Annotated in this window: 19 protein-coding genes; 12 read left to right on the top strand and 7 right to left on the bottom strand. The window is 44.3% G+C overall.

Annotation, left to right across the window (positions count from 1 at the left end):
* Window positions 1–154 precede the first annotated feature (154 nt).
* Complete coding sequence (locus tag ACS8E3_RS05495; protein ID WP_439242070.1) at window positions 155–979, top strand: hypothetical protein; 825 nt, start codon at window positions 155–157, stop codon at window positions 977–979.
* 721 nt (window positions 980–1700) lie between these two features.
* Window positions 1701–4100, top strand: coding sequence for a hypothetical protein (locus tag ACS8E3_RS05490; RefSeq protein WP_439242068.1), 2400 nt, complete (start codon window positions 1701–1703; stop codon window positions 4098–4100).
* A gap of 328 nt (window positions 4101–4428) precedes the next feature.
* Here the strand turns inward: ACS8E3_RS05490 and ACS8E3_RS05485 are convergent, their stop codons facing one another.
* Window positions 4429–5235, bottom strand: coding sequence for a crotonase/enoyl-CoA hydratase family protein (locus ACS8E3_RS05485; protein ID WP_439242066.1), 807 nt, complete (start codon window positions 5233–5235; stop codon window positions 4429–4431).
* 196 nt (window positions 5236–5431) lie between these two features.
* Between ACS8E3_RS05485 and ACS8E3_RS05480 the strand changes: the two genes are divergently transcribed.
* On the top strand, window positions 5432–6097 hold the full coding sequence (locus ACS8E3_RS05480) for a LysE family translocator (protein WP_439242064.1): 666 nt from the start codon (window positions 5432–5434) through the stop codon (window positions 6095–6097).
* A gap of 62 nt (window positions 6098–6159) precedes the next feature.
* Complete coding sequence (gene rlmF, locus ACS8E3_RS05475; RefSeq protein WP_439242062.1) at window positions 6160–7194, top strand: 23S rRNA (adenine(1618)-N(6))-methyltransferase RlmF; 1035 nt, start codon at window positions 6160–6162, stop codon at window positions 7192–7194.
* Between the two features lie 152 nt (window positions 7195–7346).
* On the opposite strand, the gene ACS8E3_RS05470 is transcribed toward rlmF, so the two are convergent.
* The 5 genes from ACS8E3_RS05470 to dnaA all read right to left on the bottom strand — a co-directional run bounded on the left by ACS8E3_RS05470 (window position 7347) and on the right by dnaA (window position 15291).
* On the bottom strand, window positions 7347–7964 hold the full coding sequence (locus ACS8E3_RS05470; RefSeq protein ID WP_439242060.1) for a manganese efflux pump MntP: 618 nt from the start codon (window positions 7962–7964) through the stop codon (window positions 7347–7349).
* Between the two features lie 107 nt (window positions 7965–8071).
* Window positions 8072–10717: a DNA topoisomerase (ATP-hydrolyzing) subunit B gene (gene gyrB / locus ACS8E3_RS05465; protein ID WP_439242058.1), complete on the bottom strand. Its 2646-nt coding sequence runs from the start codon at window positions 10715–10717 to the stop codon at window positions 8072–8074.
* 445 nt (window positions 10718–11162) lie between these two features.
* Window positions 11163–12410, bottom strand: a complete 1248-nt coding sequence (gene recF / locus ACS8E3_RS05460) for a DNA replication/repair protein RecF (protein ID WP_439242056.1) — start codon at window positions 12408–12410, stop codon at window positions 11163–11165.
* A 25-nt stretch (window positions 12411–12435) separates the two neighbouring features.
* Window positions 12436–13611, bottom strand: coding sequence for a DNA polymerase III subunit beta (gene dnaN, locus ACS8E3_RS05455; RefSeq protein WP_439242054.1), 1176 nt, complete (start codon window positions 13609–13611; stop codon window positions 12436–12438).
* Between the two features lie 180 nt (window positions 13612–13791).
* Window positions 13792–15291 carry a chromosomal replication initiator protein DnaA gene (gene dnaA / locus ACS8E3_RS05450; RefSeq protein ID WP_439242052.1) on the bottom strand — a complete coding sequence of 500 codons (1500 nt, stop codon included), beginning with the start codon at window positions 15289–15291 and terminating at the stop codon, window positions 13792–13794.
* Window positions 15292–15976: 685 nt separating this feature from the next.
* Between dnaA and rpmH the strand changes: the two genes are divergently transcribed.
* The 8 genes from rpmH (at window position 15977) to ACS8E3_RS05410 (ending at window position 23415) form a co-directional block, all read left to right on the top strand.
* Entirely contained in the window at window positions 15977–16111 is a 135-nt protein-coding gene (gene rpmH, locus ACS8E3_RS05445) for a 50S ribosomal protein L34 (protein ID WP_007394757.1), read from the top strand.
* A 162-nt stretch (window positions 16112–16273) separates the two neighbouring features.
* Window positions 16274–16660 carry a ribonuclease P protein component gene (gene rnpA, locus ACS8E3_RS05440; RefSeq protein ID WP_439242049.1) on the top strand — a complete coding sequence of 129 codons (387 nt, stop codon included), beginning with the start codon at window positions 16274–16276 and terminating at the stop codon, window positions 16658–16660.
* The gene (gene yidD / locus ACS8E3_RS05435; RefSeq protein ID WP_439242047.1) at window positions 16647–17045 is read left to right on the top strand and encodes a membrane protein insertion efficiency factor YidD; all 399 of its coding nucleotides are present in this window, start codon (window positions 16647–16649) and stop codon (window positions 17043–17045) included. The genes rnpA and yidD overlap by 14 nt, the downstream gene beginning before the upstream one ends.
* 234 nt (window positions 17046–17279) lie before the next feature.
* Window positions 17280–18962, top strand: coding sequence for a membrane protein insertase YidC (yidC, locus tag ACS8E3_RS05430; RefSeq protein WP_439242045.1), 1683 nt, complete (start codon window positions 17280–17282; stop codon window positions 18960–18962).
* 189 nt (window positions 18963–19151) lie between these two features.
* The gene (gene mnmE / locus ACS8E3_RS05425) at window positions 19152–20573 is read left to right on the top strand and encodes a tRNA uridine-5-carboxymethylaminomethyl(34) synthesis GTPase MnmE (protein WP_439242396.1); all 1422 of its coding nucleotides are present in this window, start codon (window positions 19152–19154) and stop codon (window positions 20571–20573) included.
* Window positions 20574–20689: 116 nt separating this feature from the next.
* A complete protein-coding gene (gene nrdR / locus ACS8E3_RS05420) occupies window positions 20690–21154 on the top strand; it encodes a transcriptional regulator NrdR (RefSeq protein WP_439242043.1) in 465 nt (154 codons plus the stop codon).
* Window positions 21155–21316: 162 nt separating this feature from the next.
* The gene (ribD, locus tag ACS8E3_RS05415) at window positions 21317–22372 is read left to right on the top strand and encodes a bifunctional diaminohydroxyphosphoribosylaminopyrimidine deaminase/5-amino-6-(5-phosphoribosylamino)uracil reductase RibD (protein WP_439242041.1); all 1056 of its coding nucleotides are present in this window, start codon (window positions 21317–21319) and stop codon (window positions 22370–22372) included.
* 368 nt (window positions 22373–22740) lie between these two features.
* The gene (locus ACS8E3_RS05410) at window positions 22741–23415 is read left to right on the top strand and encodes a riboflavin synthase (RefSeq protein WP_439242039.1); all 675 of its coding nucleotides are present in this window, start codon (window positions 22741–22743) and stop codon (window positions 23413–23415) included.
* Here ACS8E3_RS05410 and ACS8E3_RS05405 read toward each other — a convergent pair.
* Window positions 23405–26350, bottom strand: a complete 2946-nt coding sequence (locus tag ACS8E3_RS05405) for a response regulator (RefSeq protein ID WP_439242037.1) — start codon at window positions 26348–26350, stop codon at window positions 23405–23407. The genes ACS8E3_RS05410 and ACS8E3_RS05405 overlap by 11 nt on opposite strands.
* Window positions 26351–26415: the final 65 nt, after the last annotated feature.

Here is a 26415-nt window from a genome sequence, read left to right as displayed (position 1 = left end):
GCGCAAGAATTAGTGTTACATTACTGTGGCGGACTCCACATCTCATCAGTTTATCGATGCCAGAGTACGCTGATAGTGTACTATTTATAAGATTTTGGCACTTGCCAAAACCACTACCTGAGCCAAGATGGCTTATTTAAAAGGACTTAAAATTATGAAAATGGACTTTTCACGACGCTCTGCACTCAAGATTAGCGTGCTGACTTTAGCAATCGCAGGCGTCGCTTCATGCTCCAATATGACCACCGCTGGCAAATCTCAAGCGATGACTGCCAGTACTACCAGCAGTACGGCCCTCATTTTGGGTAATAGCGCCATCTCTACTGGCACCAACGACACCGTTGCTATCGGTAATATGGCGAACGCTGGTCTTAATTCAGCGACAGCTGTCGGCGGTCAAGCCAACGCCGCAGGTCTCGGCTCAACCTCTGTCGGTTGGCAATCAAAAGCCACTGCCGAACGCGCACAAGCCTTTGGTCATCTCGCTAATGCAAGCGGCGTACGCGCAACCGCTGTCGGTGAAGCGGCTATGGCGGGCGGTACCAACGATACGGTCGCTGTCGGTAACAAAGCCAATGCAGGTCTAAACTCAGCAACGGCTGTCGGTGGTGAAGCCAATGCCGCAGGTCTCGGCTCAACCTCTATCGGCTGGCAGTCCAAAGCCACTGCCGAGCGCGCGCAAGCTTTTGGTCATATCGCCAATGCTAGTGGCGTTCGTTCAACCGCAGTCGGTGAGGCGGCCGCCGCACAAGGGGCAAACTCGGTAGCTGTAGGTAACAAATCTATGGCAGGCGGCATGAACAGCATCGCTATCGGCAACGGCGCGATGGCAGCAGGCAATAACCAAGTCGTCCTAGGCAGCGCCGGACAAGTACAATCGAGCACCGCATCACAGTCGGGTACGGTCAGAATCGTGACTATCGATGACAACGGCACTTTGGGCACGATGCTGGTTGACTACTACAAATCCGCTCGTTAAACCATCACTGGATAATATTGGCACAGCTGTAAATCAGATTAAATAAAATAATGAGACCTCGCTATGGCGGGGTTTTTTTGGCTTGCACGATTATATTTTCTATTGATAAAAGTACACGCCTTAAGAATATAAATAAAGGTCTATCAATAGGGCGTGTTGAACATTCAACCATGGCACTGCTGATCGCTAAAATGGTTCCAGACACGGCGCAAGTCGAAGATAATGTCTAGACCTTAGCTAGACTTGCAACACAGTATGGGGCAATTTTAGCATCAGCCTGAAAGGACAGGACTCTTTTTTGCCGCTCCTTTGATAAAAATAGACGCTTAGAATAACTAAACTTACTATTTTTATCTTTGAATCGACTAAAAAATAGTCTCTGTCAGTGCGTATTTGTGAATGTTCAACACGCCCTAATATTTATAGATAAATCAATAGCTTTTACTGCGTATCTTACTCAAAAGTAGTAGTAGCAAATTCGTTTTCTAGACGGTTTAGAGACATCTTTTGACCATCATTGTTTATTCGTCGGCTTAAATGACCTTTTATAACCTAATCTTATTATTAGTTAAATCATAGTTAAAAATTAGTGTTATCTTCGAGATGCAAACTCTATGCTTTATTTATGACAGAGGATGTTGATATTGCAAGGATTGTGACCTATTAGCATTGACCAAACTACCCACCAAGCCATAAGGCTTTTTTAAAAGGATTTAACACTATGAAAACGGACTTTCTTCCACACTCAGCGCTTAAAATTAGTGCTCTAACCTTAGCTATTGCCGCCGCTTCTTTAAGTGCTAACACTGTTATGGCAGCTGAATGTCAATTAGACAGCGGTGATGCAGGTGGCGCGACCAGCTTCGGCACAGACGCTCTAGCTTGTGGCCCTAACACTAGTGCCTTTGCTGACAATGCCACCGCCGTCGGTCAAAACTCATTCGCGTCAGATGAAAACGCTATAGCAATCGGTAACACTGCCTTTGCCTCGTTTGAAAACGCTATCTCAATTGGTGCCAACTCTCAAGCTGACGGTGTTGATGCCGTCGCGCTTGGCGGCGGTGTGTCTGAAGATGGCTCGCGCGCCGGCGCACAAGCCTTGGGCAACTCAACGACCGCCATTGGCGGTGAGAGCTTGGCAAACACTCCTGGTGCAACCGCCTTAGGCTGGCAGGCAGAAGCGTCTGGCGCTATGGCTACCGCAGTCGGACATCAAACGACCGCATCAGGCGCTCAAAGTTTTGCTGGCGCTGAAGATGCGGTGGCGTCTGGTACCAATGCGGTGGCTATAGGTAACACTGCCATCGCTTCAGGCGACGACGGCGTGGCAATCGGCGGTGATCGCTCAGGCGAGCGTGCGACGACGGCTTCAGGTACATCTTCTACTGCTATCGGCGGACAAGCGCAGGCCACCGCTGCAGGGACCACCTCTATCGGCTGGCAGTCAGAAGCTACAGCTGAGCGTGCACAGGCATTTGGTCATTTAGCATCAGCTCAAGGTGTCCGCTCACTTGCTATCGGTGAAAATGCCGATGCACAAACTGACCTGTCTACTGCTATCGGTAATGAGTCAATTGCCAATGGTACAGACGCTTTGGCAATTGGTGATACTGCTCGTGCAACTGGCAACTCAACCACTGCAGTCGGCGGTGAGTCATCTGCTAGTGGTCCTGGCGCTACTGCTATTGGTTGGCAAGCGGTTACTCAAGGCAATCGTTCAACAGCGCTTGGGCATCAGACTTCCGCAATTGGTGTGCAATCAGTCGCCGTTGGTGAAGATGCAACGGCTACAGGCAATGGTGCCATCGCTATTGGTGGCAACAACGACGCAAACAACGATGGAGATTTGGACGAAGACGGTGTTGGATCAAATGCCAATGGTAATGATGCTGTGGCTATTGGTGCTGGTGCTAGTGCTCAAGGTAACTCTACGACTGCTGTAGGCGGCGAATCAGTTGCTACGGGTGCTGGCGCAACCGCCATCGGTTGGCAGTCAGGAGCAAACGCTGAGAGAGCGCAAGCTTTTGGTCATTTGGCTCAAGCAAATGGGGTAAGGTCGCTAGCAGTAGGCGAAGCGGCTACCGCTGGCGGCGATAACGACACCGTCGCTATCGGTAATACCGCGAACGCTGGTAATAATTCAGCGACAGCAGTCGGTGGTCAGGCCAATGCAGCAGGTCTAGGTTCAACCTCTATCGGTTGGCAATCAAAAGCCACTGCTGAGCGCGCGCAGGCCTTTGGTCATCTCGCCAATGCGAGCGGTCTACGCTCTACTGCTGTTGGTGAGGCCGCTGCTGCTAGTTCAGACAATGCGGTCGCTATCGGTAACAACTCAGTCGCCTCAGGTCTCGATGGTGTGGCTATTGGTGGAGATAGAAGCGGGGTTCGTCAAACGACGGCTTCTGGTACGTCCTCAACCGCTATTGGCGCGCAAGCTCAAGCGACACAAGCAGGCGCAACCGCAGTCGGTTGGCAGTCGACTGCCAGCGCTGAACGCGCACAAGCCTTTGGTCACTTGGCGTCGGCAACTGGCGTACGCTCTACCGCAGTCGGTGAGGCGGCAGCAGCAGGTGGTTTAAACAGTATCGCTATCGGTAATCAAGCATCTGCCGCAAACGATAACCAGATTGCTCTTGGTGGAGCAGGTCAAATTCAAGCCAGTACCGCTTCACAGTCAGGGTCGACTAACATTGTTACTACCGACGCCAACGGTACTTTGGGCGCAAGCGTCGCTGTAGACTCACTGGCTACTGCCAATCAGCTGGCTAATACCAACTCCCAGCTTGCCAATACCAATACGCAAGTGGCTAATCTAGGAGTAGCATCTGCTAATAACTCCAGACAGATTAGTGATCTGCGTAGCGAGTACAATCGTCATGAAGACCGCTTGGATGAAGCCGAAGACGGCATCGCTATGGCCTTAGCGCTTGAGACCCCAGTCATCCCCTCAGGTAAACGCTATGCTATGACCTTTGGTACCGGTTATTATAATAATGGCTCAGCGCTAAGCACCTCTTTTGCTGGGCGCGTCAGTGATAGTATGACCATCTCAGCTGGTGCCGGCGTCGGGCTTGATACTGGCAAAGTGGGCGCACGTGGCGGCGTGACTTTTGCTTGGTAGACAAAGTTAATATCATTTAACCCGATAAAAAAAGCCCTGCAATTGCGGGGCTTTACGTTGATTAAAGGCGTTTAGTAAGTGCTTATTTCTATTTAGCAGTCACTTATAAAGCTCAGTTCTCCTCTTTTTAGTTACTGCTATCAAACCCTATATTCTAAAACCCAACTGTCATTTTCCAGTAGATAAGTACCGCGCTCATGCTAAAGAACGAGCCGATTGTCGAGACGATGACGATAAAAATAGGGGCAGTGATATTAATAATGTCTAACATGGTAATCATTGCCCTTGATGTCATAAAGCAATTTTAGAATAAATATAAGTCGAAGCTCTAGCGCCCTTTAAACTCTGCCTCGCGTCTCTCAACCATCGCCATCGCGCCCTCTTTGGCATCTTCTGAATGAAACAGGTGCGGTAGATAGCCATGAATATTCGCCAGTGCTACTTTTGCACCATTACGACTGGCATCTTGTGCTGAGGACAGTAGCCCTTGTACGCCGAGTGGTGCGGCGGTGCAGATCTCTTGCGCTATCGTTAGTGCGCGCTCATACTCTTCACCATTCGGCACCACTTCGCTGACCAAATTGAGTCTATCTGCGGTTTGCGCATCGAAGTTCTTGCCAGTCAGCAAATACGGCATGGCTTTTTGCCAGCCAGCCGCCGCGACAAATCTGACCGTCGCGCCGCCAAATGGCATGATACCGCGCTGGACTTCCATTTGTGCAAAGTTGCAGTTGCTACTAGCAATAACCACATCACTATTTAGCATCAGCTCAATGCCAGCGGTAAAGCAAGTGCCTTGGATGGCGACGACGACGGGTTTGCTGCGTAATTTACCACCGATGCCCCACGGGTCAATTTGCGTCTCATCAAATTCAAACGCGCCTTTGTCCCATTTATCTTGTAGCTCCATGAGATCAAGGCCTGCGGTAAAGTGCTCGCCATGAGCGAAAATGAACGCACAGCGTAGATTATCGTCGTTGTCATATTTAGTAAGTGCTCTAGAGAGCTGCTTAATCATATGGCTGTCAAAGGCATTGCGCTTATCGGCGCGATTAAGGCCAATAAGGCAGATAGTGCCGTCGGTCTCATAGGTAATGCGAGGGTTAATATTATTGATATCGTTTTGGGTAGTCATAGCCTGATCCTTTGTGTTAATGAGTATTGTGAGTGATAGCAGAGGGTAATATGATAAACAATGTGATAAGAAGTTACTTTCAATATAGCCACCCCCACTCTATAACACAAGCAGCAAAGCCATTATCAATATAAGTTGACCTGATTTATGATAGCTGCCACTATTATGCAACTTGTAACCCTTATTAGAGCGCGTTATGGAATTTTGGCACGGTTTTCTGCTTATCACTAGCGTACATTTGCTAGCGGCCGCCTCGCCTGGCCCTGATTTTGTTTTAGTTTCACGTGAAACGTTAACCAAAGGTCGGCGTACCGGGATAATTTGTAGTTTAGGAATTACCTTAGGCCTATCGATTCATATTATCTACTCAGTATTAGGACTGGCGACTGTGATTGCACATTCGCAGCCATTACTCACTGCTATTAAATGGTTGGGTGGGGCATATCTGATTTATCTCGGTTGGCAGGGGATTAGCGCTAAGCCAAAACATCCAACAGTGACAGTAGATACTCATTCAGCAGAGCAATCTACTGTATCACTAGCGCAGAACACAACTGCAGCCGAATCTACCTTTGCCACCCTACGCCGTGGTTTTTTCTGCAACGTCTTTAATCCAAAAGCGCCTGTGTATTTCGTGGCGATATTTACTCTCGTATTATCACCCGGTATCCCGCTTTGGCAACTGGCCATTTATGGCGTGTGGATGATGGTGTTACAGATGGCATGGTTTAGCACTGTGGTGATGCTACTCTCTATTCCAACAATTTTGCGCCGTTTTCAGCGTTTCGAGCACTGGATAGATCGTATATTAGGTAGCGCGATGATTGTATTAGGCTTAAACCTTATTTTCCGCAGCCGATAAGCGCTTTGCTATTGATGAAATCTGCTAAACTAATCGGTTATATTCACACATAGCCTACTATTATGACCAATTTCTCTTCTAGAAACAGCAGTCCAAAACATAGAAACAGATCCCCAGCAACCGCGAAAAAGCTGGGGCAATTACATCCGCGCAATCCGCATCAAGGTCGCTATGACTTTGCAGTATTGACGCGTGCCTTACCTGAGCTTGCCAAGTATACGATTACTAACCCTAAGGGCGAGCCGACGATTAATTTCTCTGATGCCAAGGCCGTACGTGTGCTCAATCAAGCACTGCTCGCGCATTATTATGGCGTCAAGTTTTGGGACATCCCTGAGGGCTATTTGTGCCCGCCTATTCCGGGACGTGCCGATTATATTCACTACATCGCCGACTTGCTCGCGCAAACGACCCATGTGAGTAGCGACAATAGCCCGCCGATGGGCAAAGATATTCATGCGCTCGATATCGGCACCGGTGCCAGTGCCATCTACCCTATTATCGGTAGCCAAAGCTACGGTTGGCGTTTTACTGCTAGCGACATTGATCCGGTATCAGTCAACACCGCTACGGTTATTAGCCAAGCTAATCCCAAGCTAAAAAGTGCGATTAAGGTCAAGCTACAACCTGAACCGAAGTATATCTTTAAAAATATAATCGGTCGCCAAGATTATTTTGATGTCGTGGTCTGTAACCCACCGTTTCATGCCTCATTAGAGGAGGCGATGGAGGCTAATAGCCGTAAGCAGCATAATTTGCAAAGACATCGCGGCAAGAATGAAAGCGTGCAAATCAGTCGTCACTCAACCAAATCTGGCAATGCAGCACAAAACCTAAACTTTGGCGGTCAACATAAAGAATTATGGAGTGAGGGCGGCGAGATTGCTTTTTTGACTAAGATGATTAAAGAGAGTAAAGATTTTGCTGAGCATGTCGGCTGGTTCACAAGCTTAGTGTCCAAGTCTGAAAACGTGAAACCTTTGCAGCAATTATTAAAGCAAGTAGATGTGGCACAGATGCGCATTATCGAGATGAGTCAAGGTCAGAAGAGTACGCGAGTATTGGCTTGGCGTTTTAATATAGATGAAGCTGAATAATGTCAGCATGAAACAGTTTTTAGTTTATGGCCCAATTATAGTTCCACATGAAACCATGTTGGTATCTTCCCTAAAAATTGTTTCACGTGAAACAAAAAATCCCATTCTAATAGTAGAATGGGATTTTTTATCCTACCATCAAAATGGATTGATTAGCTAAAAAACATCATTTTTAAACCAATAGCAATAAGCACCACCCCGCCTAATGCTTCCGCTTTATCCTCTAGCCAAACTCCTGATTTTTGACCTAAATATATCCCAAAAAAACTAAAGACAGCAGTTACTATGCCAATAATTAAACAAGCCAACCCAGCGTTTAAAAGCAACAAGTTAAGCGTAAATCCTGCCGCCATCGCATCAATACTAGTCGCAATTGCTAAAGTAAACATAGTGCGTTGACTAATAGTGTTTTTTCCATTATTTATGACAGTAACTGCATCATTAGCATCGACTTCTATATGGAGCGCCCTCTCTACGGTACCCTCCTCGCCGCCTACGAATACGTCGTAAAGCATTTTTCCGCCGAGTAGGATAAGAATAGTTCCACCAATCCAAGGCGCAGTAGCAGCGAGCCATCCTAACAGTGCCGCCCCTAACCAGTAACCGATAAGGGGCATGACGCCCTGTGCAATACCAAAATACAACGCGGCGTAAATAGCTAAGCGTAATAGATAATAGCGACTTTGCTGTTGATTTTTTGCGCCTAAACCAATGGCTACAGCAAATGCATCCATTGCTAAAGCTGTAGCTAGTAAGATAATTTCAATCATTTCACTCTTCGTTCATTAATAGGTACATCTCATATAGGTTTCACATGAAACGAAAAAGTCATCTTGCGAGCAAGATGACTTTTATTATAAATAAATATTAAACAAAGTTAGATATCTAAGTTAGAAACCGTCAACGCATTCTCTTCAATGAAGACACGACGTGGCTCGACATGATCACCCATTAGGCAAGTAAACATATGATCAGCAGCGATAGCATCCTCGATAGTCACGCGTAGCATCCGGCGATTCTCTGGGTCCATCGTGGTATCCCAAAGCTGATCGGCATTCATCTCGCCCAGACCTTTATAACGCTGAATAGCCAAACCGCGGCGCGCATCTAGCATCATCTGCTGCCATAGATAATCAAAGTCGCGTATCGGAATATCCTTAGTTGTGCCACTACCCGCTTCCCGGCGAATAAAGGCGCTATCTTCTAATAAGGTATTCCACTCCGCTGATAAACGCAGCAGCTTGCTATACTCACCTGAGTTGATAAAGCTAGCATCAAGCAGATAATGATGAGCGAGCTGATGCACATAAATAGTGACTCGCGGTAGCCACTGGGCTTTGTTCGATATCATCTCACTGTTAGGAGCGGATTGAGTCTCACCTTCCATCTCTAGCTGCGGCTCTGACTGCGCATTCATGCCTAATAGATCAGCAGTGACCGCATCCGTAGCGGCTGAAACTGGCGCATGAATATCGACCAATTCAATCTCTGGGCTCAACCCATCACCAAATTGGTTCAGCTGGGTTTGTAGCTGCGCCTGCCACTCCTCCATCGCTGACTTATCATAAGTCATATCGGTACTCAGCTTCGGTGTATGCGTTAGCGCATCTAACAACGTCGCTGGGAAACGAATTTGCAAGCGGGCTTTTATCAGCTGCGTTTGGTTATAATCATTGAGCAGCGTTTCTAATGCTTGTCCAGTGATTGCTGGCGCATCTTCACTGACGTGCAACTTAGTATTATCAATCGTCGAGGACAATAGATAAGCTTTTAGCGCTTCATCATCTTTAAGGTATAGCTCTTGACGACCTTTTTTGACTTTATAAAGTGGCGGCTGCGCGATATAAATATAACCGCGCTCAATGAGCTCAGGCGTTTGACGGAAGAAGAAGGTTAATAACAACGTCCGAATATGCGAACCATCAACGTCCGCATCAGTCATGATGATGATTTTGTGATAGCGAACTTTGTCCGGATTGTACTCATCAGGGCCGATACCACAGCCAAGCGCGGTAATTAAGTTACCTACTTCCGCAGAGGAAAGCATTTTATCAAAACGTGCGCGCTCAACGTTGAGGATTTTACCTTTAAGCGGCAAAATCGCTTGCGTCTTACGGCTACGACCTTGCTTAGCACTACCGCCAGCAGAGTCACCTTCCACTATGTACAGTTCTGACAATGCCGGATCTTTTTCTTGGCAATCAGCAAGTTTACCGGGCAGACCAGCGATATCGAGTGTCGTCTTACGACGGGTCATCTCACGCGCTTTACGCGCCGCATCACGGGCACGCGCAGCATCGATAATCTTACCGGCGATAGCTTTACCTGCACTTGGGTTCTCTAATAAGAAATCATTGAATTTGTCGTGCATCGCCGATTCAACTGCAGATTTTACTTCGCTTGAAACTAGCTTATCTTTAGTCTGACTAGAAAACTTTGGATCAGGAACTTTAACAGAGACAATAGCCGTTAGACCTTCACGCGCGTCATCACCTGTAGCGGTAACTTTCTCTTTTTTGAATAAGTTTTCGCGATCCATGTAGCTGTTGAGCACACGGGTCAAGGCTGAGCGGAAACCTGATAAATGGGTACCGCCATCGCGCTGCGGAATATTATTGGTGAAGCACAATACCTTTTCGTTATAAGTATCGGTCCATTGCAATGCCACTTCGACCGCGATACCGTCGTCTTGCTCGCTGGTGAAATGAAAGACGTCATTGATGCCGTCTTTGCCAGCATTGATGTAGCTGACAAACTCAGACAAACCGCCTTTGTGCTCAAACTCATGACGCTTATCGATGCGTTCATCAGTTAGGACAATGCGCACACCCGAATTTAGAAAAGAAAGCTCACGCAGACGCTTAGCTAAGATATCATATTCAAAGATAGTACCCGTAAACACATCACTACTTGGATAAAAGCGGATTTGGGTCCCTGTCTTATCCGTGGCTTCCATTTGCTGGATTTCACTATCAGGTACACCGTCAGTATAGGTTTGCTGATAATGATAGCCTTCACGCCAGATATTCATCTCCAGCTTTTTGGATAGTGCGTTGACTACGGACACCCCTACCCCATGTAGACCGCCTGAGACTTTATAGCTATTATCATCGAACTTACCGCCCGCATGTAGCACCGTCATAATGACCTGCGCCGCTGATACGCCTTCCTCAGGGTGAATATCGACAGGAACGCCGCGGCCATTATCGCTGACACTGACCGACTCATCTTCATGAATGACGATATCGATCTGGTCACAATGACCGGCGAGTGCCTCATCGATAGAGTTATCGACAACCTCAAACACCATATGATGCAGCCCAGTACCATCATCGGTATCGCCGATATACATCCCTGGACGCACGCGCACCGCCTCAAGTCCGCGCAAAACACGAATGTCCTTAGAGCTATAATCAGAAGGCAAGCCTTCAGGCGTTATAGTATCGAGTATATTGCTCTCAAGCGTACTGTCTAAACTAGCTGTGTCCAACTGCTCGTTATCGATAGGTAATGAGTCACTCATGTGCATTCCTTAATCAAGCCGTGATCAGCTAATAATCGTGAGCTAGCTTTATATAACTCGATACAAAACTAGCATATCTACTAAAACATCTTAGATTTCAATTTTTACTGTGGAACGTTACTCCCGCAGCAATATTATCAATAATTTAGTGCCTGATTGATAATAAAAAGTATGAAATAAAAGTTACAGAATAGTCGCTGAAAATAGGGCAAATATAAAGCCTTATTTTAACATTTTTTTGGCTGTAAGTCACTGTTTACTGGCTATTTATGGCTAAATCATGAGTGAAATTGAAGATAATTGCTCGATTGGAGTAAAAACAATTTAAAGCTACAAATCATAGAACAAAATACGCCAAATTATGTTATTAATAACAAGAATTTCGCTCTGTATCACCTAAAAAACGATTAGCTCATACGAGTTTAATTGACTTAATAAAAGTAACTTAATTAAAATGGCTTAGATATCCTTGTTTCATGTGAAACTTATTAGGAGATAACCAATACCGATTGACTATAGGTAACACATCCGCCGTCAAGCTGGTCATAAACACCTGACAAGGCAGCTTGGCTAAAGTAGAAAGCAGAATATCTATTGCTCTATCGTCTAACTCAGCGGTGATATCATCTAATAGTACGACTGGTGTCGTTGTAGTATAGCTATCGGTTTGCAAGTTTTGGCTGACCGATTCTTCAGTAGGGACATCGTTGAGCAATAGTGGTAATTGCGATAGACGTAATGCGGTGATAAGTAGCTTCTTTTCGCCGCGAGATAAGACGTTCGCGGCTTGCTCCTTTAACGTAGGTAGCTTTTGCTCTTTTGACGTGGACGGCTTAGTTGTATCTGTCTGGTACTCCGCTGCAGCTTTTGACTGTTCATCTCTTACACCCATGTCACTCTGGGAGCGCCAATGCACATGAATATCAGCACGGTGACTACCGATACGAGTATAGCCAAGCTGCAGATCTTGGGCTAGACGCTCTTCTAACTGTACATCTAGTGGTGTCGTGACATCGTAGCCGGCATGGTAGCTTAGACTGATTTGCTGAGCGTAGGACGGTAACAGCTGCGCTATACTTTTTTCAAAGTAAGGCTGCCAAGCTAGAAATACCTGCTCACGATAATGATGAATAAGCGCAGCATGATTAGCCAGTCCTTTATTCCAAGACTTCAGCTCTGCTAATTGCACTTGTGTTAGGCTCTTGCTTTGTTTAAGCAGACTGTTGCGCTGTTTTAGGAGGCGCTGATAGGCTACCCACTGCGGATGAAAACCTTGTTTCATGTGAAACACTAACCAATCGAGTAGCTGACGACGACTAGCACTCCCCTGCTCTAGCATATCCATTGATGAGGGATCTATCAATAACGTTGGCAGCTGTTCGGTGAGAATACTTTGGTTATAAACGGTACTCTGATTGAGACGTAAAATGGTAGTAGCATCAGTCTGCTTTTGGATCGCCAGGCTAGTATCATCGCTCAAAGTGGCATGTACCGTGGCTGATGGTCTATGGTGCTGAACATAGCGCTTAGGCTGACTGTGACGAAAGCTTTTACCACGTGATAATAAGAATATCGCCTCTAACAGTGAGGTTTTGCCACTACCATTTTCTCCAATGATGACATTACATGCTGCTGCTTGCAGTTTGACTTGCTGAAGATTGCGTAAGTCTGTCGCTTGTAAACGTTCAATCATAATGATTACGAAAGCCTTATCGAGCTTAGATACGCATCGGCATAATGACATATTGATGAAACTCGTCGCCCAGTTGGTTGACTAGCACCGAGGCGTTAGACTGACTCATATGCATTTGTACATCGCCTTGAACTACGCCCAAGACATCTTGTAAATAAGCGGCGTTAAAAGACAGCTCCATAGGCTCACCTTGATACTTCGCCTGTATCATCTCCACCGCTTCATCTTGCTCGGCATTATTAGCCCTTATCTCAACCATACCGTCGCTAGCGAAATTAAATACTACTCCGCGTGATTTCTCATTACTCAAAATTGCCACCCGGCGCAGTACATCAGTCATTTTTTCTTGACTAAACAAGGCTAACTTATCGGTATTACTAGGCATAACTCGGCGATAGTCGGGAAACTTACCATCAATTAGACGCGCAGTAAAAGTTACCATCAAGTCCGTGCTCACTTGCCCGGCGCTATCAACCTCACCAAACGGTAGACTAACTTGCAAAAACTCACGACCGAAACTTAAAGTGACGGCGTTATCTCTATCCCCTAGCATCTTACCAAGCTCAGTGGCCAAACGCTCTAGCTCAATCACCGCCTTGCGTGGCAGTATCGCTTGCATACTTAAGTCGCTATCAATATCGATCACACTACGCGCTAGCGCTAATCGGTGACCGTCAGTCGCTACTGTGGTTAGCTGCTGCTGTGACACATCAAAAAGCATACCGGTCAAATAATAGCGTACATCTTGGATTGCCATCGCAAACTGGGTTTTATGAATAAGATCTATCAGACGGCTACGGCTAATCGTCAAGGCGGTGATATTTTCAGGGTTACCTAAGCTTGGATAGTCTTCGCTTGGTAGAGTCCCTAAAGTAAAGCGGCTTTTGCCACTTGTCAGTAAGCAGCGCTCGTTCTCTTGCGTAGTCAGATTGATCTGCGCTTGAGCCGGTAACGATTTGCAAATATCTTTTAGCTTCATCGCTGGCAAAGTCGTTGTGCCCGCTTCGATACAAGCGCCAGCAGGCAACTTAAGCGTAGATGTCAGCTCAACCTCTAGATCCGAAGCGGTGAGTACCAGCTCAGAGTCAGAGAGTTGTAGTTTTATATTACCCAAAATCACCATATTATGACGCTTATCGGCGGCCTTAGCGATTAAGTTAATAGCTTTTAATAACGACTCACGATTAATCGATAATTGCATGCTAGGTACTCTTATTTTTTAGGAAATCTGTTTTTTAGGAGTTTAGGCTTAAAGTGACGTCATTAAGACATCTATCCTTAGAATAGCCTTAAGTTTGAGCGATTAAATAGTACTTATTATAAACTATATTTAGCTACTAAAATACCGCGCTACTATTTGGTCTTATTCGGCTTGTTGGTCTTATCCAGCTTGCAGCATCATTGCTAGCGCTTTGTAGTCTTTATCTACCGTAGGATCTTCAGCACGTAATTGCGCCACTTTTTCACAGCCATGCATGACCGTTGTATGATCGCGACCACCAAAAGACTGACCTATATCTGGGTAACTATCGCCTGTTAGCTCACGAGATAACGCCATCGCTATTTGCCGCGGCCTGGCGATACTACGAGTGCGTTTGCGGCCCATCAGATCCTTCACACTGATATCGTAGTACTCGGCCACAACTTTGCGAATATTATCCATATTAACCGCTTGTACCCGCATAGCGACGATATCTTTGAGTGCATACTGTACCATCTCAAGCGTCACTGGGGCACCAGTCAAGTTGGAGTTGGCAAATACCTGATTTAGCGCACCTTCCAACCTTCTCACGTTAGAGACCACATTTTGTGCGATAAATAAGGCGCATTCTTTCGGTAATGTCATACCAAAAGAAGCCGCCTTTCTTTGTAAGATCTGTACGCGAGTATCAATCTCAGGTGGCTCCACAGCGACTGTCAGACCCCAAGAGAACCTTGAGCGAAAGCGTTCATCAAATTCAGTCATTTGTGAGGGATGTCGATCTGAGGCCAGAATGAGCTGTTTATCGCCACTAGTAAAATCAGCAAATAATGTCAAAAACTCATTACTGCTTTTCGTCTTTCCAGCCAACACATGAATATCATCAACAATTAATAAATCAACTTTTTTAATTTTCTTTTTAAAATCTTCTATTTTATTATTTCTTAAAGAATAAACTAATTGATTAATAAATTTCTCAGAAGTGAAATAATAAAAACTTCTATTATTTTTTACGTAGCGCTGAGCAACAGAGTGCATTAAATGCGTTTTTCCTAAACCTGAAGGTCCATATATAAATAAAGGATTATGTCTATTTTTTGATTGACGCTTACTCAGCTCATAACAAGCCTTATAGGCGAGGTTGTTTGACTTGCCAGTGACAAAGGTTTCGAAAGTGAAATCAGGATTTAAATAGCTAAGAGACTTTGCATCAGCAGAGTCATTTGACGCTGCATATCGTTGGTTATTTCCAGCATCTACTTTAGGGTCAGAACTAAAGTTACTGGTATTATTTTTTGGTGACGCTGGGGTAGGGGAGGAGAGATTATGCTCATTAGTAAACAAAGAATCTACTGTTTTAGTATGATTGCCGTTATTGCTATCCGCAGCACCTTGTATGTGGCTTTGATCCTCATTTTGATTTCTCTGATTAGCATTGTCGACACGGACCACCACGTCCAGAATATTGCCTTGACTGTGCTTAGCTACCAATTGACGAATGTCTTCTAAATGGTTCTTTTTGATATAAGAAACAAAATAATCGTTGGGCGCTCTGATGACTAGTGTTTGTGCTTCTTCATGAGCGGATAAAGGTCTTAACCACATCGTAAAGACATTATCTTTAACATGATAACGCAGGTCATCCAAGCATTTATCCCAAAGTGTCGCCGTGTCTATCATAAAAAACTAACCTCATTAGCTAGTACTAGGTAAGTATCATAGCGCTTGTATTTATAATAATAGCAGTCTTTATAGCCCAAAAATTTAGCGACTACTGCCCAATAAGGACCGATATCTACAGCCTGCATAGTAAGAATTTAAAGTGAGATTTTGCTATAAATCTTAGTAAAGTAAGACCGCTAATCTATCATAAATAGCCTGTGGATAACATCCTGTTTTTTGGGGATAAGCCTGTGGATAGTTTTGGGGATAACTTCATAAGCTAAGTTACCCACATTTCATCCCCAAGTTGTCCACAGGGTTACCCATAGTCTAATGGGTTGATAATTAAGCATTATATCGACTTATCCGCAGAAATTTGGGGTCCCAATAACAACAATACTTATATATATTAATAGTTAATTATTATAGAGAACGATAAAGTCTGTGGATAACTTTTCTAAAACTCAACAAGAAGTGATAACAACAAAAGCAACTAAAAAACAAATGAGTTGCTTGTTAAGGGGTTAATTTACAACCTGTTCTAATTAAACTAGAAAAGTAAATTTAGCATTCTTTGTCATTAGCGATTGGCTATAATTGACCCTGCTAGTAAAACAGTTCATTAGTTCGTTGACCTAAATATGCGAGAATGGTATAATCCTGCATTATTTTGAATTTAGTCCATTATTTTGATAGGTGAGTTATGAAACGTACATTCCAACCCAGCGTGATCAAGCGTAAACGTACTCACGGTTTCCGTGCACGTATGGCAACGAAAAAAGGCCGTCAAGTATTGGCACGTCGCCGCGCTAAAGGACGTCATCGTCTTACTGTGTAATTGGCAACTAACCTCAGCTATTGATTATAACTGAGAGATAGCCATCTATTAAAAGCGCCCATATAGGCGCTTTTTTTGTCTCTATATTTTGTACTTTATGATTCTTAACTTCTTTTTGTAGCTCCTTTTATGTGACTACTAGCTCTTATTACAGGCTCTACTATGTCCAATACACTTTTAGCTACCAACAGCTATCATTTTACCAAAGAGCAGCGTCTACTCACTCCAGCGGCTTTTCGTGAGGTATTTGATGCTCCTGAGCGTAAATTGCATCAAAGTCATCTCATGGCTTTTGTACGTAGCAATACTTTACAGCAGCCACGGGTTGGGATGGCGATCACCAAGCGCAAGGTACCCACTGCGGTGAGCCGTAATCTAGTCAAACGTTTAATCCGAGAAAGTTTTCGTAATCAAGCAGCTAATCTAGAAAATAAAGATATTGTTTTTATAGTTAAAAAATCTATAAAAGAAATGGAAAGTAAAGAGATAAAAAAAGAAATAAATAGTATTTTAAAAAAAATAGAAAAAAATAAAAATGAATTTATATAAAATAATAATTAATAAAACTATGTATTTTTTTTTATTTAATATTATTAATCTATATCAAAAGATAATAAGCCCAATATTACCAGCACGCTGCCGCTATTACCCCACTTGTTCAAATTATGGCAAGCAGGCGTTAGCTTGGCATGGTGTTTGGAGTGGGGGTTGGCTGTTGATAAAGCGTCTTGGTCGCTGTCAGCCTTGGGGTGGACATGGCGTTGATTTTGTTCCTGTTCCATTAGCTAGCTATCATTACAAACCCTTTTACCCATCTCTAGCAGAATCGTTCGTGAAAGAGGAGTTAAATGACGCTACCAGTAGTCATTTGATCAGCAGCGTCTATCGTGACACAAGTAGCTATGTCGCACGGCTAAACTATCTTATGCGTTAAGATAAGGTTGATGTGGATAATCAAAGGCAGTTATCCACAATTAATTCCTACTCAAGCTAAGTTATCCACAGCCTATCCACACTCTTGGTATCATTTAGGCTTGTTTTTTAGTAAAATAATGCACATTTTATGTTAATGATTGCTAATACTGCTATTAGTAGCAAAACGATTTATTAAGCAATCGTGATGCATGCTCTAATTTTAGTTCCCTAATATTTAATCTAGGACAGGTTTATGCAAAAGATATTACGGGTAATGATCATCATTGCGATGCTAATTACCGCTTATCTGCTGATTTTGGCATGGCGAGATGATTATGCTGATGCGCCAGCTGTAGAAACTACGCCGAATGCGGCAACTACAGTAGGAGGTGATATTCCCTCTACCACTGGTGCAGCGGGTGACATTCCGGCACAGACGATACCGGTCAATGAGGGCCTTGCGTCCACCGCTCCGGTTAAAGATACCAATCTTATCTCTGTCACTACCGATCGTTATGACGTCAAAATCAACCCTGAAGGTGGCGACATTGTTTATGCTGCGCTAAAGCAATACGACGCAACGCTCGATAGCGATGAACCTTTTGTATTGCTTGAGAACAATAGTAATCGTGTCTATGTCGCTCAGTCAGGCTTGATCGGTCAGAACGGTATCGACACTGCAGATGGCCGTGCCAGTTATCGCTCTGCAACTGATAGCTATATGATGGAAGAGGGGCAACAAACCTTATCAGTACCGCTAACCTATCAACAAGATGGCGTCACGGTAACTAAGACTTATACCTTCACCCATGGTAAATACCCTATCGATGTCAGTTATCAGATACAAAATAGGTCAGCGCAGCCGTGGCAAGGACAGATGTTTGCCCAGCTCAAGCGTGATGATAGTAAAGACCCTGGGATGTCTGATAAAGGCGCGCTGAGTATGGCGACTTATCTAGGCGGCGCTTGGGGAACACCTGATGATCCGTACAATAAGCTTAAGTTCGGAAAGTTTAGTAATGATGAGCTCAGTGTCACTAGCGATGAAGGCTGGGTTGGTATCGTACAGCATTACTTTGTATCTGCTTGGACACCAGAGAACTTCACTGGCCAATTCTTCAGTCGTGAGACAGGCAACGATTATTTTATTGGCTTTAACAGTCAGCCTGTTAATATTGCCGCAAATAAGCAGCTGACTTTAGATGCTACTTTGTACGCTGGTCCTAAAGTACAGTCTGAGCTCAAAGAGGTAGCTGTCGGTCTGAATCAAACCGTTGATTACGGTTTATTATGGCCAATATCGAAGATACTTTTTGCTATTCTTGATGGTATCCATAAGGTATTAGGTAACTGGGGTTGGTCTATTATTGTCCTGACTATCTTAGTGAAGATTGCTCTGATGTGGTTCTCTAACAAGAGCTACTATTCAATGGCGAAGATGCGCTCTTTAGCTCCGCGATTAGCAGCACTAAAAGAAGAGCATGGCGATGATCGCATGAAGATGTCGCAAGAGATGATGGCTATCTATAAAGAAGAGAAGGTCAATCCGATGGCGGGTTGTTTGCCGATTTTGATGCAGATGCCTATTTTCTTAGCTTTATATTGGGTATTAGTTGAGAGTGTTGAGCTTCGTCACGCGCCTTGGATTTTATGGATTCAAGACCTATCCGCAATGGATCCTTGGTTCATTCTACCGCTACTGATGGGCGTCTCTATGTTCATCCAGCAGCAGTTAAATCCGCAGCCTGCCGATCCTATGCAAGCTAAGGTTATGAAGTTTTTGCCGATTATCTTTACCGCCTTTATGTTGTTCTTCCCAGCCGGTCTAGTACTATACTGGACAGTGAACAACTTATTTAGTATGACGCAGCAATACATCGTCAATAAGAAGGTCGAAGAAGAGCAGAAACGTCGTACCGTTAAGGTGTTAAGCTAATTAAGTTTTGATTAGTTTAGTCATTTAAAACCATCGCTTAGGCGGTGGTTTTTTTATAGTTATGCTTGCTAAACTTATTTTTTAGTCAAGATGAAAGTGCTGAAGCACCCTATTTCAACTTTACTTTGTCAGTATCAGCATAGCCGTCTATAATAGAGGTTTTGGTTGTTGAGAGTGCTTGTGAATGCTATGCAAATGCCAGTAAAAGCTCAATCAGGGTTGACTACGATTGCGGCTATTGCCACGCCATTAGGGCGCGGCGGTGTCGGTATTATTCGTCTCTCTGGAGCAAAAGCTTATGATATCGCTTGTCAATTAACCGGTAAGACGGCTTTTACACCGCGCTTAGCCAGTTTTTGCCGTTTTTATCAGGCTGACGGTACCATTATCGATGAAGGCTTAGTGCTCTATTTCAAAGCGCCACATTCTTTTACTGGTGAGGACGTTATTGAGCTACAAGGCCATGGCGGGGTGATATTACAGAACTTGCTATTAGCGCGAGTGTTTGAGCTAGGCGCTAAGCAAGCAACGGCAGGAGAGTTCTCTTACCGCGCTTTTGATAATGATAAGCTAGATCTAGTGCAAGCCGAAGCCATCGCTGACGCCATCGATGCGACTAGCGCAGCGGCCGCCAGTAGTGCTATTCGCTCATTAAGTGGTGAGTTTTCAGAAAAGATTAATCAGTTGCTAGAGCAGCTTATTCACTTGCGCCTGCATGTCGAGGCGGCGATAGATTTTCCCGATGAAGAGGACGTTGACTTCTTATCGGATGGCATTATTCAAGATAATCTAGAACAAACGCAAGCTCAAATACAGCAAGTATTAGCAACCGCCAAGCAAGGCCAAATGCTGCGTGATGGCATCCATGTAGTATTAGCGGGTAGGCCCAATGCAGGCAAATCAAGCTTGCTCAATCGCCTTGCTGGACAAGAGCGCGCTATCGTCACAGAAGTCGCAGGCACCACGCGTGATACGCTAAGTGAGACGGTGGTACTTAAGGGTTTAACCCTGCATCTGACTGATACCGCTGGTCTGCGTGACACCGAAGATACGGTCGAACGTATCGGTATTGAGCGGGCTCGTACTGCTATCGCCCAAGCCGATATCTTACTGTTAGTCTATGACGTTACTCGTGATATTGAAGGTGAGAGTACACCGCTACAGCTAGCGGAGCAACTGTTCGGCGAGCTACCAGAAGCCAAGCGTTTATTGATTATCGCTAATAAGAGCGACTTGTTAAATGACGATAGCCGCAAAGACGACTTCCATTCTATGACACAGATTGAGATGACAGAAAAAGGCTATCAACAAGTCAATGTTTCATGTGAAACAGGTGCTGGCATCGAAGACTTAGTAGAAGCTTTATGTGCTAAAGTGGGCTTTCATCCCCCTGAGAATAGCCTCATCGCACGTACTCGGCATTTAGATGCTTTGAGACGTACTGCTGGTTATTTATCAGAAGCTCATGAGCAGCTAGTGGTATTTAAGGCGGGAGAGTTAGTGGCTGAGAGCCTACGACAAGCGCAAAGTAGCTTAGGTGAAATCACCGGTGAATTTAGCGCGGACGATCTCTTGGGTAAGATATTCGGTAGTTTTTGTATTGGTAAATAAGTCAGCATTGAGAGATAAACCAATGTGAAAAAACTACACCAGTAGCGCTTTAAAATAGTAGTTTAATAAAATTGCTTTTAAGCAAGTATAGTCGCTAGGATAAGAAAGGAAAAATTATGCATTGTCCCTACTGTAATGCTTCAGAGACTAAGGTTATTGACTCGCGCTTAGCAGCAGAAGGGGCGCAAGTACGTCGTCGTAGGCTCTGTAGTAGCTGTCAAGAACGTTTTACCACCTTTGAGATGGTAGAGGTGGTGATGCCGCGCATTATCAAATCTAGTGGCAAAATCGAGCCTTACGACAACGAAAAACTACGACGCTCCATTCTATTACCGCTACAAAAGCGTCCTATTACTATTGATGAACAAGAAGCGATGATTAGCCGTATTGAAAAGCGGGTCAGACAGATGGGCGAGCGTGAAATCAGTAGCAAAGTCTTAGGTGAGATTATCATGAGTGAACTAAAAGTTCTGGATGACGTCGCTTATGTACGTTTTGCCAGTGTCTATCGTGACTTTCAAGATATTGATGCCTTTCAGCAAGAGCTGGCTAATATACGCCCTTCTGATAAAAACAATTAGTTAGCCGGCATTTTGTGACTAGTTTTACCAGTAGTTTTATGGCTATATTTATATACCTTATCCACGTGAAACGTTTTAATAAAGCCGATAGCACTATTATTTATCAACAAATATATCTACAAACTTATCAACACTCTTATCCAACCTTACTAAGCTTTTATTATGTCCGTATCAAATCATGCGCAACACGCCCAAGATAATTACTTTATGATGTTGGCTATCGAGCAGGCTAAACAGGGCTTGTATACCACTAGACCTAATCCAGCGGTAGGCTGCGTCATAGTGCAGTCAGGGGAGATTGTCGGGCAGGGCTTTCATCCAAAAGCTGGTCAGCCACACGCTGAAGTTTTTGCTCTTAAACAAGCAGGCACACGCGCAAAAGAGGCAACGGCTTACGTTACCTTGGAGCCTTGTAGTCATACGGGTCGAACTCCGCCTTGCGCGCTTGCTTTGATAGATGCTGGAGTCCAGCGTGTAGTCGTTGCCGGCCTCGACCCCAATCCACAAGTGGCGGGCCGCGGGGTCGCACTGTTAGAGCAAGCTGGCATAGAGGTAACCATAGGCGTATTAGAAGAGCAAGCCGCCAGTTTAAACAAAGGTTTCTTAAAAGCGATGCGGACGCAATTGCCTTATGTACGGCTAAAAATAGCGACTAGCTTAGATGGCCGTACTGCGATGGCAAGTGGCGAATCTAAATGGATAACTGGCGCTGCTGCCCGCGCCGATGTGCAAGAGCTACGAGCGCGAAGTGGCGCTATTATCACGGGTAGTGAAACCCTCATTGCGGATAATCCAAAGCTAAATGTGCGCTCATCGCATTTAGGGGTGGATATTGAGCAAGTGCCTCAGCCATTGGTCGTCGTGCTCGATAGGCGTCAGCGCTTATCATACGATGCTCAGTCCGCTTATCAGTTATGTCAGCAGCAACAAACGCTATATTGGCGTGAAGATGACTTACTTAGTCTACTTAAGCGTTTAGTCAGCGAGCAGCAATGCTATGAGGTACTAGTAGAGGCGGGGGCTAGTGTGGCAGGGAGTTTTTTGAGTCAGCAGCTTGTCGATGAGCTGATTGTTTATCAGGCTCCTTGTGTTTTAGGCTCGCAAGCACAAGCTATGGTTGAGGTTAATCCATTATCTTTAGCGCAGCAGCTACGGTTTCAATATACTGAGTATAAATTAATCGGTAGTGATTTAAAGATTACTTTGAAACCTTTATAAAATAGGGATAAATACTATAGAGCGCAGTGTTTCACATGAAACTGATTAAAGTTGTGGATAACTCTCGATTGATTGGTTTCACATGAAACCCGACATCACTGTTTTGAGGAGGTTATTGTAAATAATATTATTTAAATCAATACCTTATGTTAAATATAAAGTAAAGAGGTGTTTTTTAAAAAATAAATACTTTATTGTGGATAACTTTTTAAAAGTTATCAGTTTCACGTGAAAAAACCCTAATAGCATTGAGTTATCCACAGCTTGTCCTTTTTATCCACACTATTGAAAATAATACTGTTTGCTCAATTAACAATAGCTAAATCAATTTTAATTAGTGTCATAAATTTATAGAAAAAGAGGGTTATATGTTTACAGGGATTATTGAAAGTGTTGGTCATGTCAAATCTATACAGCCTACAGGTGGTGACATTCGCTTGACTATTGAGTCTGATGAATTGGACTTTAGTGACGTAAAATTAGGAGATTCTATAGCTTCAAACGGTATTTGTTTGACAGTAGTCGTGATAGGTAGTAATTATTACGCCGTAGATGTTTCACGTGAAACTATCGCTCGTACGGCATTAGAATCACTAAAACCCGGTCATATCGTCAATCTAGAAAAGGCTATGCTACCGACGACGCGGTTCGGTGGTCACATTGTCGCAGGACACGTGGATGGCGTTGGCATCATTAGTAAGCTAAAAAAGGACGCGCGCTCTATTTATATTGAGATTGAGATTCCAAAGGAGCTGGCGCATTATACGGCAACCAAAGGCTCTATTACAGTGGATGGTATCAGTCTGACGACTAATTTAGTCCGAGACAATATTGTCAGCTTAAACATCATTCCGCATACTGCACAAGTGACTAATATTGCCAAACATTGGTTGCTAGGGGATAAAGTAAACATTGAGGTAGATATCGTGTCGCGCTATCTAGAGCGTCTAATAAGTAAAGATAAGAGCTCAGCGGATACGGAGTCTAATCCACAAAAGGATATCACTGAGGCTTTTTTAGCAGATAATGGTTTTATGAAATAAATCGATGTAGTACGTTTTGTAATTTATCTTTTTGCACCGGTTTGGTCAAAAACTCATTCATGCCTACTTGTTGGCAACTAATCCGATCCTCAGTACTATCATTAGCGGTTAGGGCGATAATAGTAATATCATCGCCTGCGTTTCTGATAGTTTGAGTGGCCTCTAAGCCATCCATCACCGGCATACGGCAATCCATCAAAATAAGCGCAATCTCTTGACGCTGCTTTTTTAATACAGCGAGCGCTTGCTTCCCGTTTTCTGCAACGATACTGCGATAATTTAGCTTAGCCAAAAGCTTACAAGTGATTTTTTGATTGATGGGATTGTCTTCTACAACCAGTATCAGCGGGGCTGTAGTATTTATTTTAGCGAGTGTTTGCTTAACTGTTTTTGAGTTATCTCGATTGTCTTTATTCACTAGCTTTTCGGTGGCTGGATTTGTTTTATCTGTTTTTAAGCTTGCAAGTGCGAGCTCTGATCTCTGTGTCGTTGCTGCTGATTGCGACTGAGCCAAACGTATCAGCTCAGAGAGCATTAACGTAATATTAATAGGTTTGTTTAAGAAGCCATCAAACTTTTCAAGAAAAGCTGCAGGAATACCACGCTCGGGCTTCCTACTTAGCAGTATCTTTGACGAAGTGCTTTTATTAATCATCGTTTTTAGGGCGCTATTAGGATCAGACAACGAATCAGCAGGTTGATTGTTTGAGCGATTTTCACTGGTTTTACTCTTTCCTTCTACTGTCTTAGCGGAAGAGAGTAGCGTAGCATTATAATCTTCATAGAACTCATAATCTAACAACAGTATAGGTGTCAAACTTGGCTCACTGGATGCAAGCTGGTGCTCTAGCTGCGCTATCGTTGCCGAGTTTAATTCGCTATAAACGCTGACAGTCATAGACAAATAATCCCCTATACGCTGCAAGTAACTCTCGCGTAGCGCTTGATCGACAACCGCGATTAGGTGGATGCGTAACAGACTATGATGAAAATGATAGACTGGCTGATAAATAGGCGCGTAGCAGGGGAGATAGAGATCAAAAGAGCTACCGTGAGCCGCTGCACTCTCGACACGAATAAAACCACCAAGCAGCTGCGCAAAGCTTTTTGAGATAGCCAAACCCAACCCGGTACCGCCAAACTTTTGAGTGATTTGGGGGTTGGCTTGATTAAAATACGAGAATAACTGCTGCTGCTCAGCCGTCGTCATGCCGATGCCAGTATCTTTAACCCTAAAACGAACCCAACCACCCTCAGGGCTATCTTGAGTGCTAGCAGGAGTATGGTTAAGGGAGCTAGACGCAGACGCCTTGGGAGTGGAGTCTGGCGCGCCGATAACAGCTTTAGTGGTGCTAATCTTATTGAACGAGTCTTGATCAAGCGCAGAAATATCTCGCGGCGTCACCTCTTCTACAATGAGAGCCACATAGCCGTTTTCAGTAAACTTAACGGCATTGTCCATAAGGTTTGTCAGTATCTGACATAGGCGCTGACCATCGGTAGTGATGTAGCGAGGACAACAGGGCGAAAAATAGTACAATAGATCGATATCTCGACGACGAGTACTGCCTATCATCAGATCGCTAACATGCTGTCCAAGCTTGAATATATCAGTGGACTCATTAATGATATCCACTCTTCCGGCCTCTATCTTGGCCATATCGAGCATATCGTTCAATATAGCCAGCATAGAATGACTAGACTGAGTGAGAATCGCCAGAGTCTCGTGTTGCGCTGTGGTCAAGTTGTCTTTATCTACCATATCTAGCGTACTGATAATGGCATTTAGCGGTGTGCGTAGCTCATGACCAATGACCGATCTTAGCTCCGTGATTGATTTGGCTTGGCTCTCAAGAGTGTGGTTTTTTAGGCGCAAATCTTCGCATTGTTTGACGAAAGAATTAACGTTATTCAATAAAGCCGTAAACCCGCGAACTTGACCATGCGCGCCAAACCAAGGTGAGATATGCAACTGATAAGGCTGATTATTCTCTAGGCCACAAACCAGTAACGTGCGTGTTACGCGCTGAGCGCTTAGATCTAATAATAGCTGCTGAGTAGTTTTATCACTACCTGTCAAAAAATCGCTTAAGCTATAAGTCACCTCACTTTGAAAGGCCGTAGCAAAAACTTGCTCGAAACGAGGGTTAAAAAAACTGATTTGACCTTGCCGTGTGATCGTCAGCATAGGTAGAGGCGCGCCATCGACCAAACGCTCCAAGCGATGTTTTAGGGTTTTGATATGCCGATGGTCATGATGCAGCTGATACTTGATACGACTAAGAGCATGCCCTAGTCGCAAAAATTCAGAGGTGGTCTTTTCTAAAGGAAAGGGTATTGAGGTATACGCCTCTTTGGCATCCTCACTTAAAGTGTCCGCATAAAGTAGCAGCTGCTGCCAGTTAGCTTGGCGGCGAAGTGTATAAAGTAGCGCTATCATAAAAAGTATAATAGCTGCCATCAACGGTAGCCAGTAGCGATATGATGTCCAAGTTATATCCGCTATTTGATGACGCAGAACCAGATAGAGCTGATACCCTCCTTCAAGACTGATATCCGCTCTGAGAGTTTGGTGATCTAGTTGATACGATCTTTTGGCATTTAAGGTAGTCGTTGGAAAACTAACTGCGGTAAGCGCAGTCTCATTTGGACGAGTGTGGTTATAAATATACGTCTGACCTGAAGGCAGCATAAAAATCAGCTGATAACTGATGTTTTGGATATAAGGTTTTTTTAGTATGTTTTCGATATCGTCATTGGTTACCGCCCCATATTCAGTAACGTCATACTGCAAATTATTTAAAATATCCAGACTACGTTTCTCACTATGATGCCTAAGCTCCATATAGAGCGCTGCATAATACAAAGACAATAGAATTACTAGTGTCAAAGTATAAAAGAGCAATAGGCGTTTTAGAGACTGAAAACGTTGCATGAGATTATAATCCTATGCTTGCAAAAAAAGGCAAGCGGATACGATGATCACTAAGAGAGGATAGT

This window comes from Psychrobacter sp. 2Y5, assembly GCF_051847375.1.
In the GTDB taxonomy this organism is placed as follows: Bacteria; Pseudomonadota; Gammaproteobacteria; order Pseudomonadales; family Moraxellaceae; genus Psychrobacter.
Note: the sequence above shows the minus strand (reverse complement) of the source record. Positions and strands in the feature narration are given on the sequence as shown.

Excerpts from the sequence above, each read along its gene's own strand:
- ACS8E3_RS05495 (WP_439242070.1), top strand. The coding sequence starts at position 155 with ATGAAAATGGACTTTTCACGACGCTCTGCACTCAAGATTAGCGTGCTG.
- ACS8E3_RS05490 (WP_439242068.1), top strand. The coding sequence starts at position 1,701 with ATGAAAACGGACTTTCTTCCACACTCAGCGCTTAAAATTAGTGCTCTA.
- ACS8E3_RS05485 (WP_439242066.1), bottom strand. The coding sequence starts at position 5,235 with ATGACTACCCAAAACGATATCAATAATATTAACCCTCGCATTACCTAT.
- ACS8E3_RS05480 (WP_439242064.1), top strand. The coding sequence starts at position 5,432 with ATGGAATTTTGGCACGGTTTTCTGCTTATCACTAGCGTACATTTGCTA.
- rlmF (WP_439242062.1), top strand. The coding sequence starts at position 6,160 with ATGACCAATTTCTCTTCTAGAAACAGCAGTCCAAAACATAGAAACAGA.
- ACS8E3_RS05470 (WP_439242060.1), bottom strand. The coding sequence starts at position 7,964 with ATGATTGAAATTATCTTACTAGCTACAGCTTTAGCAATGGATGCATTT.
- gyrB (WP_439242058.1), bottom strand. The coding sequence starts at position 10,717 with ATGAGTGACTCATTACCTATCGATAACGAGCAGTTGGACACAGCTAGT.
- recF (WP_439242056.1), bottom strand. The coding sequence starts at position 12,410 with ATGATTGAACGTTTACAAGCGACAGACTTACGCAATCTTCAGCAAGTC.
- dnaN (WP_439242054.1), bottom strand. The coding sequence starts at position 13,611 with ATGCAATTATCGATTAATCGTGAGTCGTTATTAAAAGCTATTAACTTA.
- dnaA (WP_439242052.1), bottom strand. The coding sequence starts at position 15,291 with ATGATAGACACGGCGACACTTTGGGATAAATGCTTGGATGACCTGCGT.
- rpmH (WP_007394757.1), top strand. The coding sequence starts at position 15,977 with ATGAAACGTACATTCCAACCCAGCGTGATCAAGCGTAAACGTACTCAC.
- rnpA (WP_439242049.1), top strand. The coding sequence starts at position 16,274 with ATGTCCAATACACTTTTAGCTACCAACAGCTATCATTTTACCAAAGAG.
- yidD (WP_439242047.1), top strand. The coding sequence starts at position 16,647 with ATGAATTTATATAAAATAATAATTAATAAAACTATGTATTTTTTTTTA.
- yidC (WP_439242045.1), top strand. The coding sequence starts at position 17,280 with ATGCAAAAGATATTACGGGTAATGATCATCATTGCGATGCTAATTACC.
- mnmE (WP_439242396.1), top strand. The coding sequence starts at position 19,152 with ATGCAAATGCCAGTAAAAGCTCAATCAGGGTTGACTACGATTGCGGCT.
- nrdR (WP_439242043.1), top strand. The coding sequence starts at position 20,690 with ATGCATTGTCCCTACTGTAATGCTTCAGAGACTAAGGTTATTGACTCG.
- ribD (WP_439242041.1), top strand. The coding sequence starts at position 21,317 with ATGTCCGTATCAAATCATGCGCAACACGCCCAAGATAATTACTTTATG.
- ACS8E3_RS05410 (WP_439242039.1), top strand. The coding sequence starts at position 22,741 with ATGTTTACAGGGATTATTGAAAGTGTTGGTCATGTCAAATCTATACAG.
- ACS8E3_RS05405 (WP_439242037.1), bottom strand. The coding sequence starts at position 26,350 with ATGCAACGTTTTCAGTCTCTAAAACGCCTATTGCTCTTTTATACTTTG.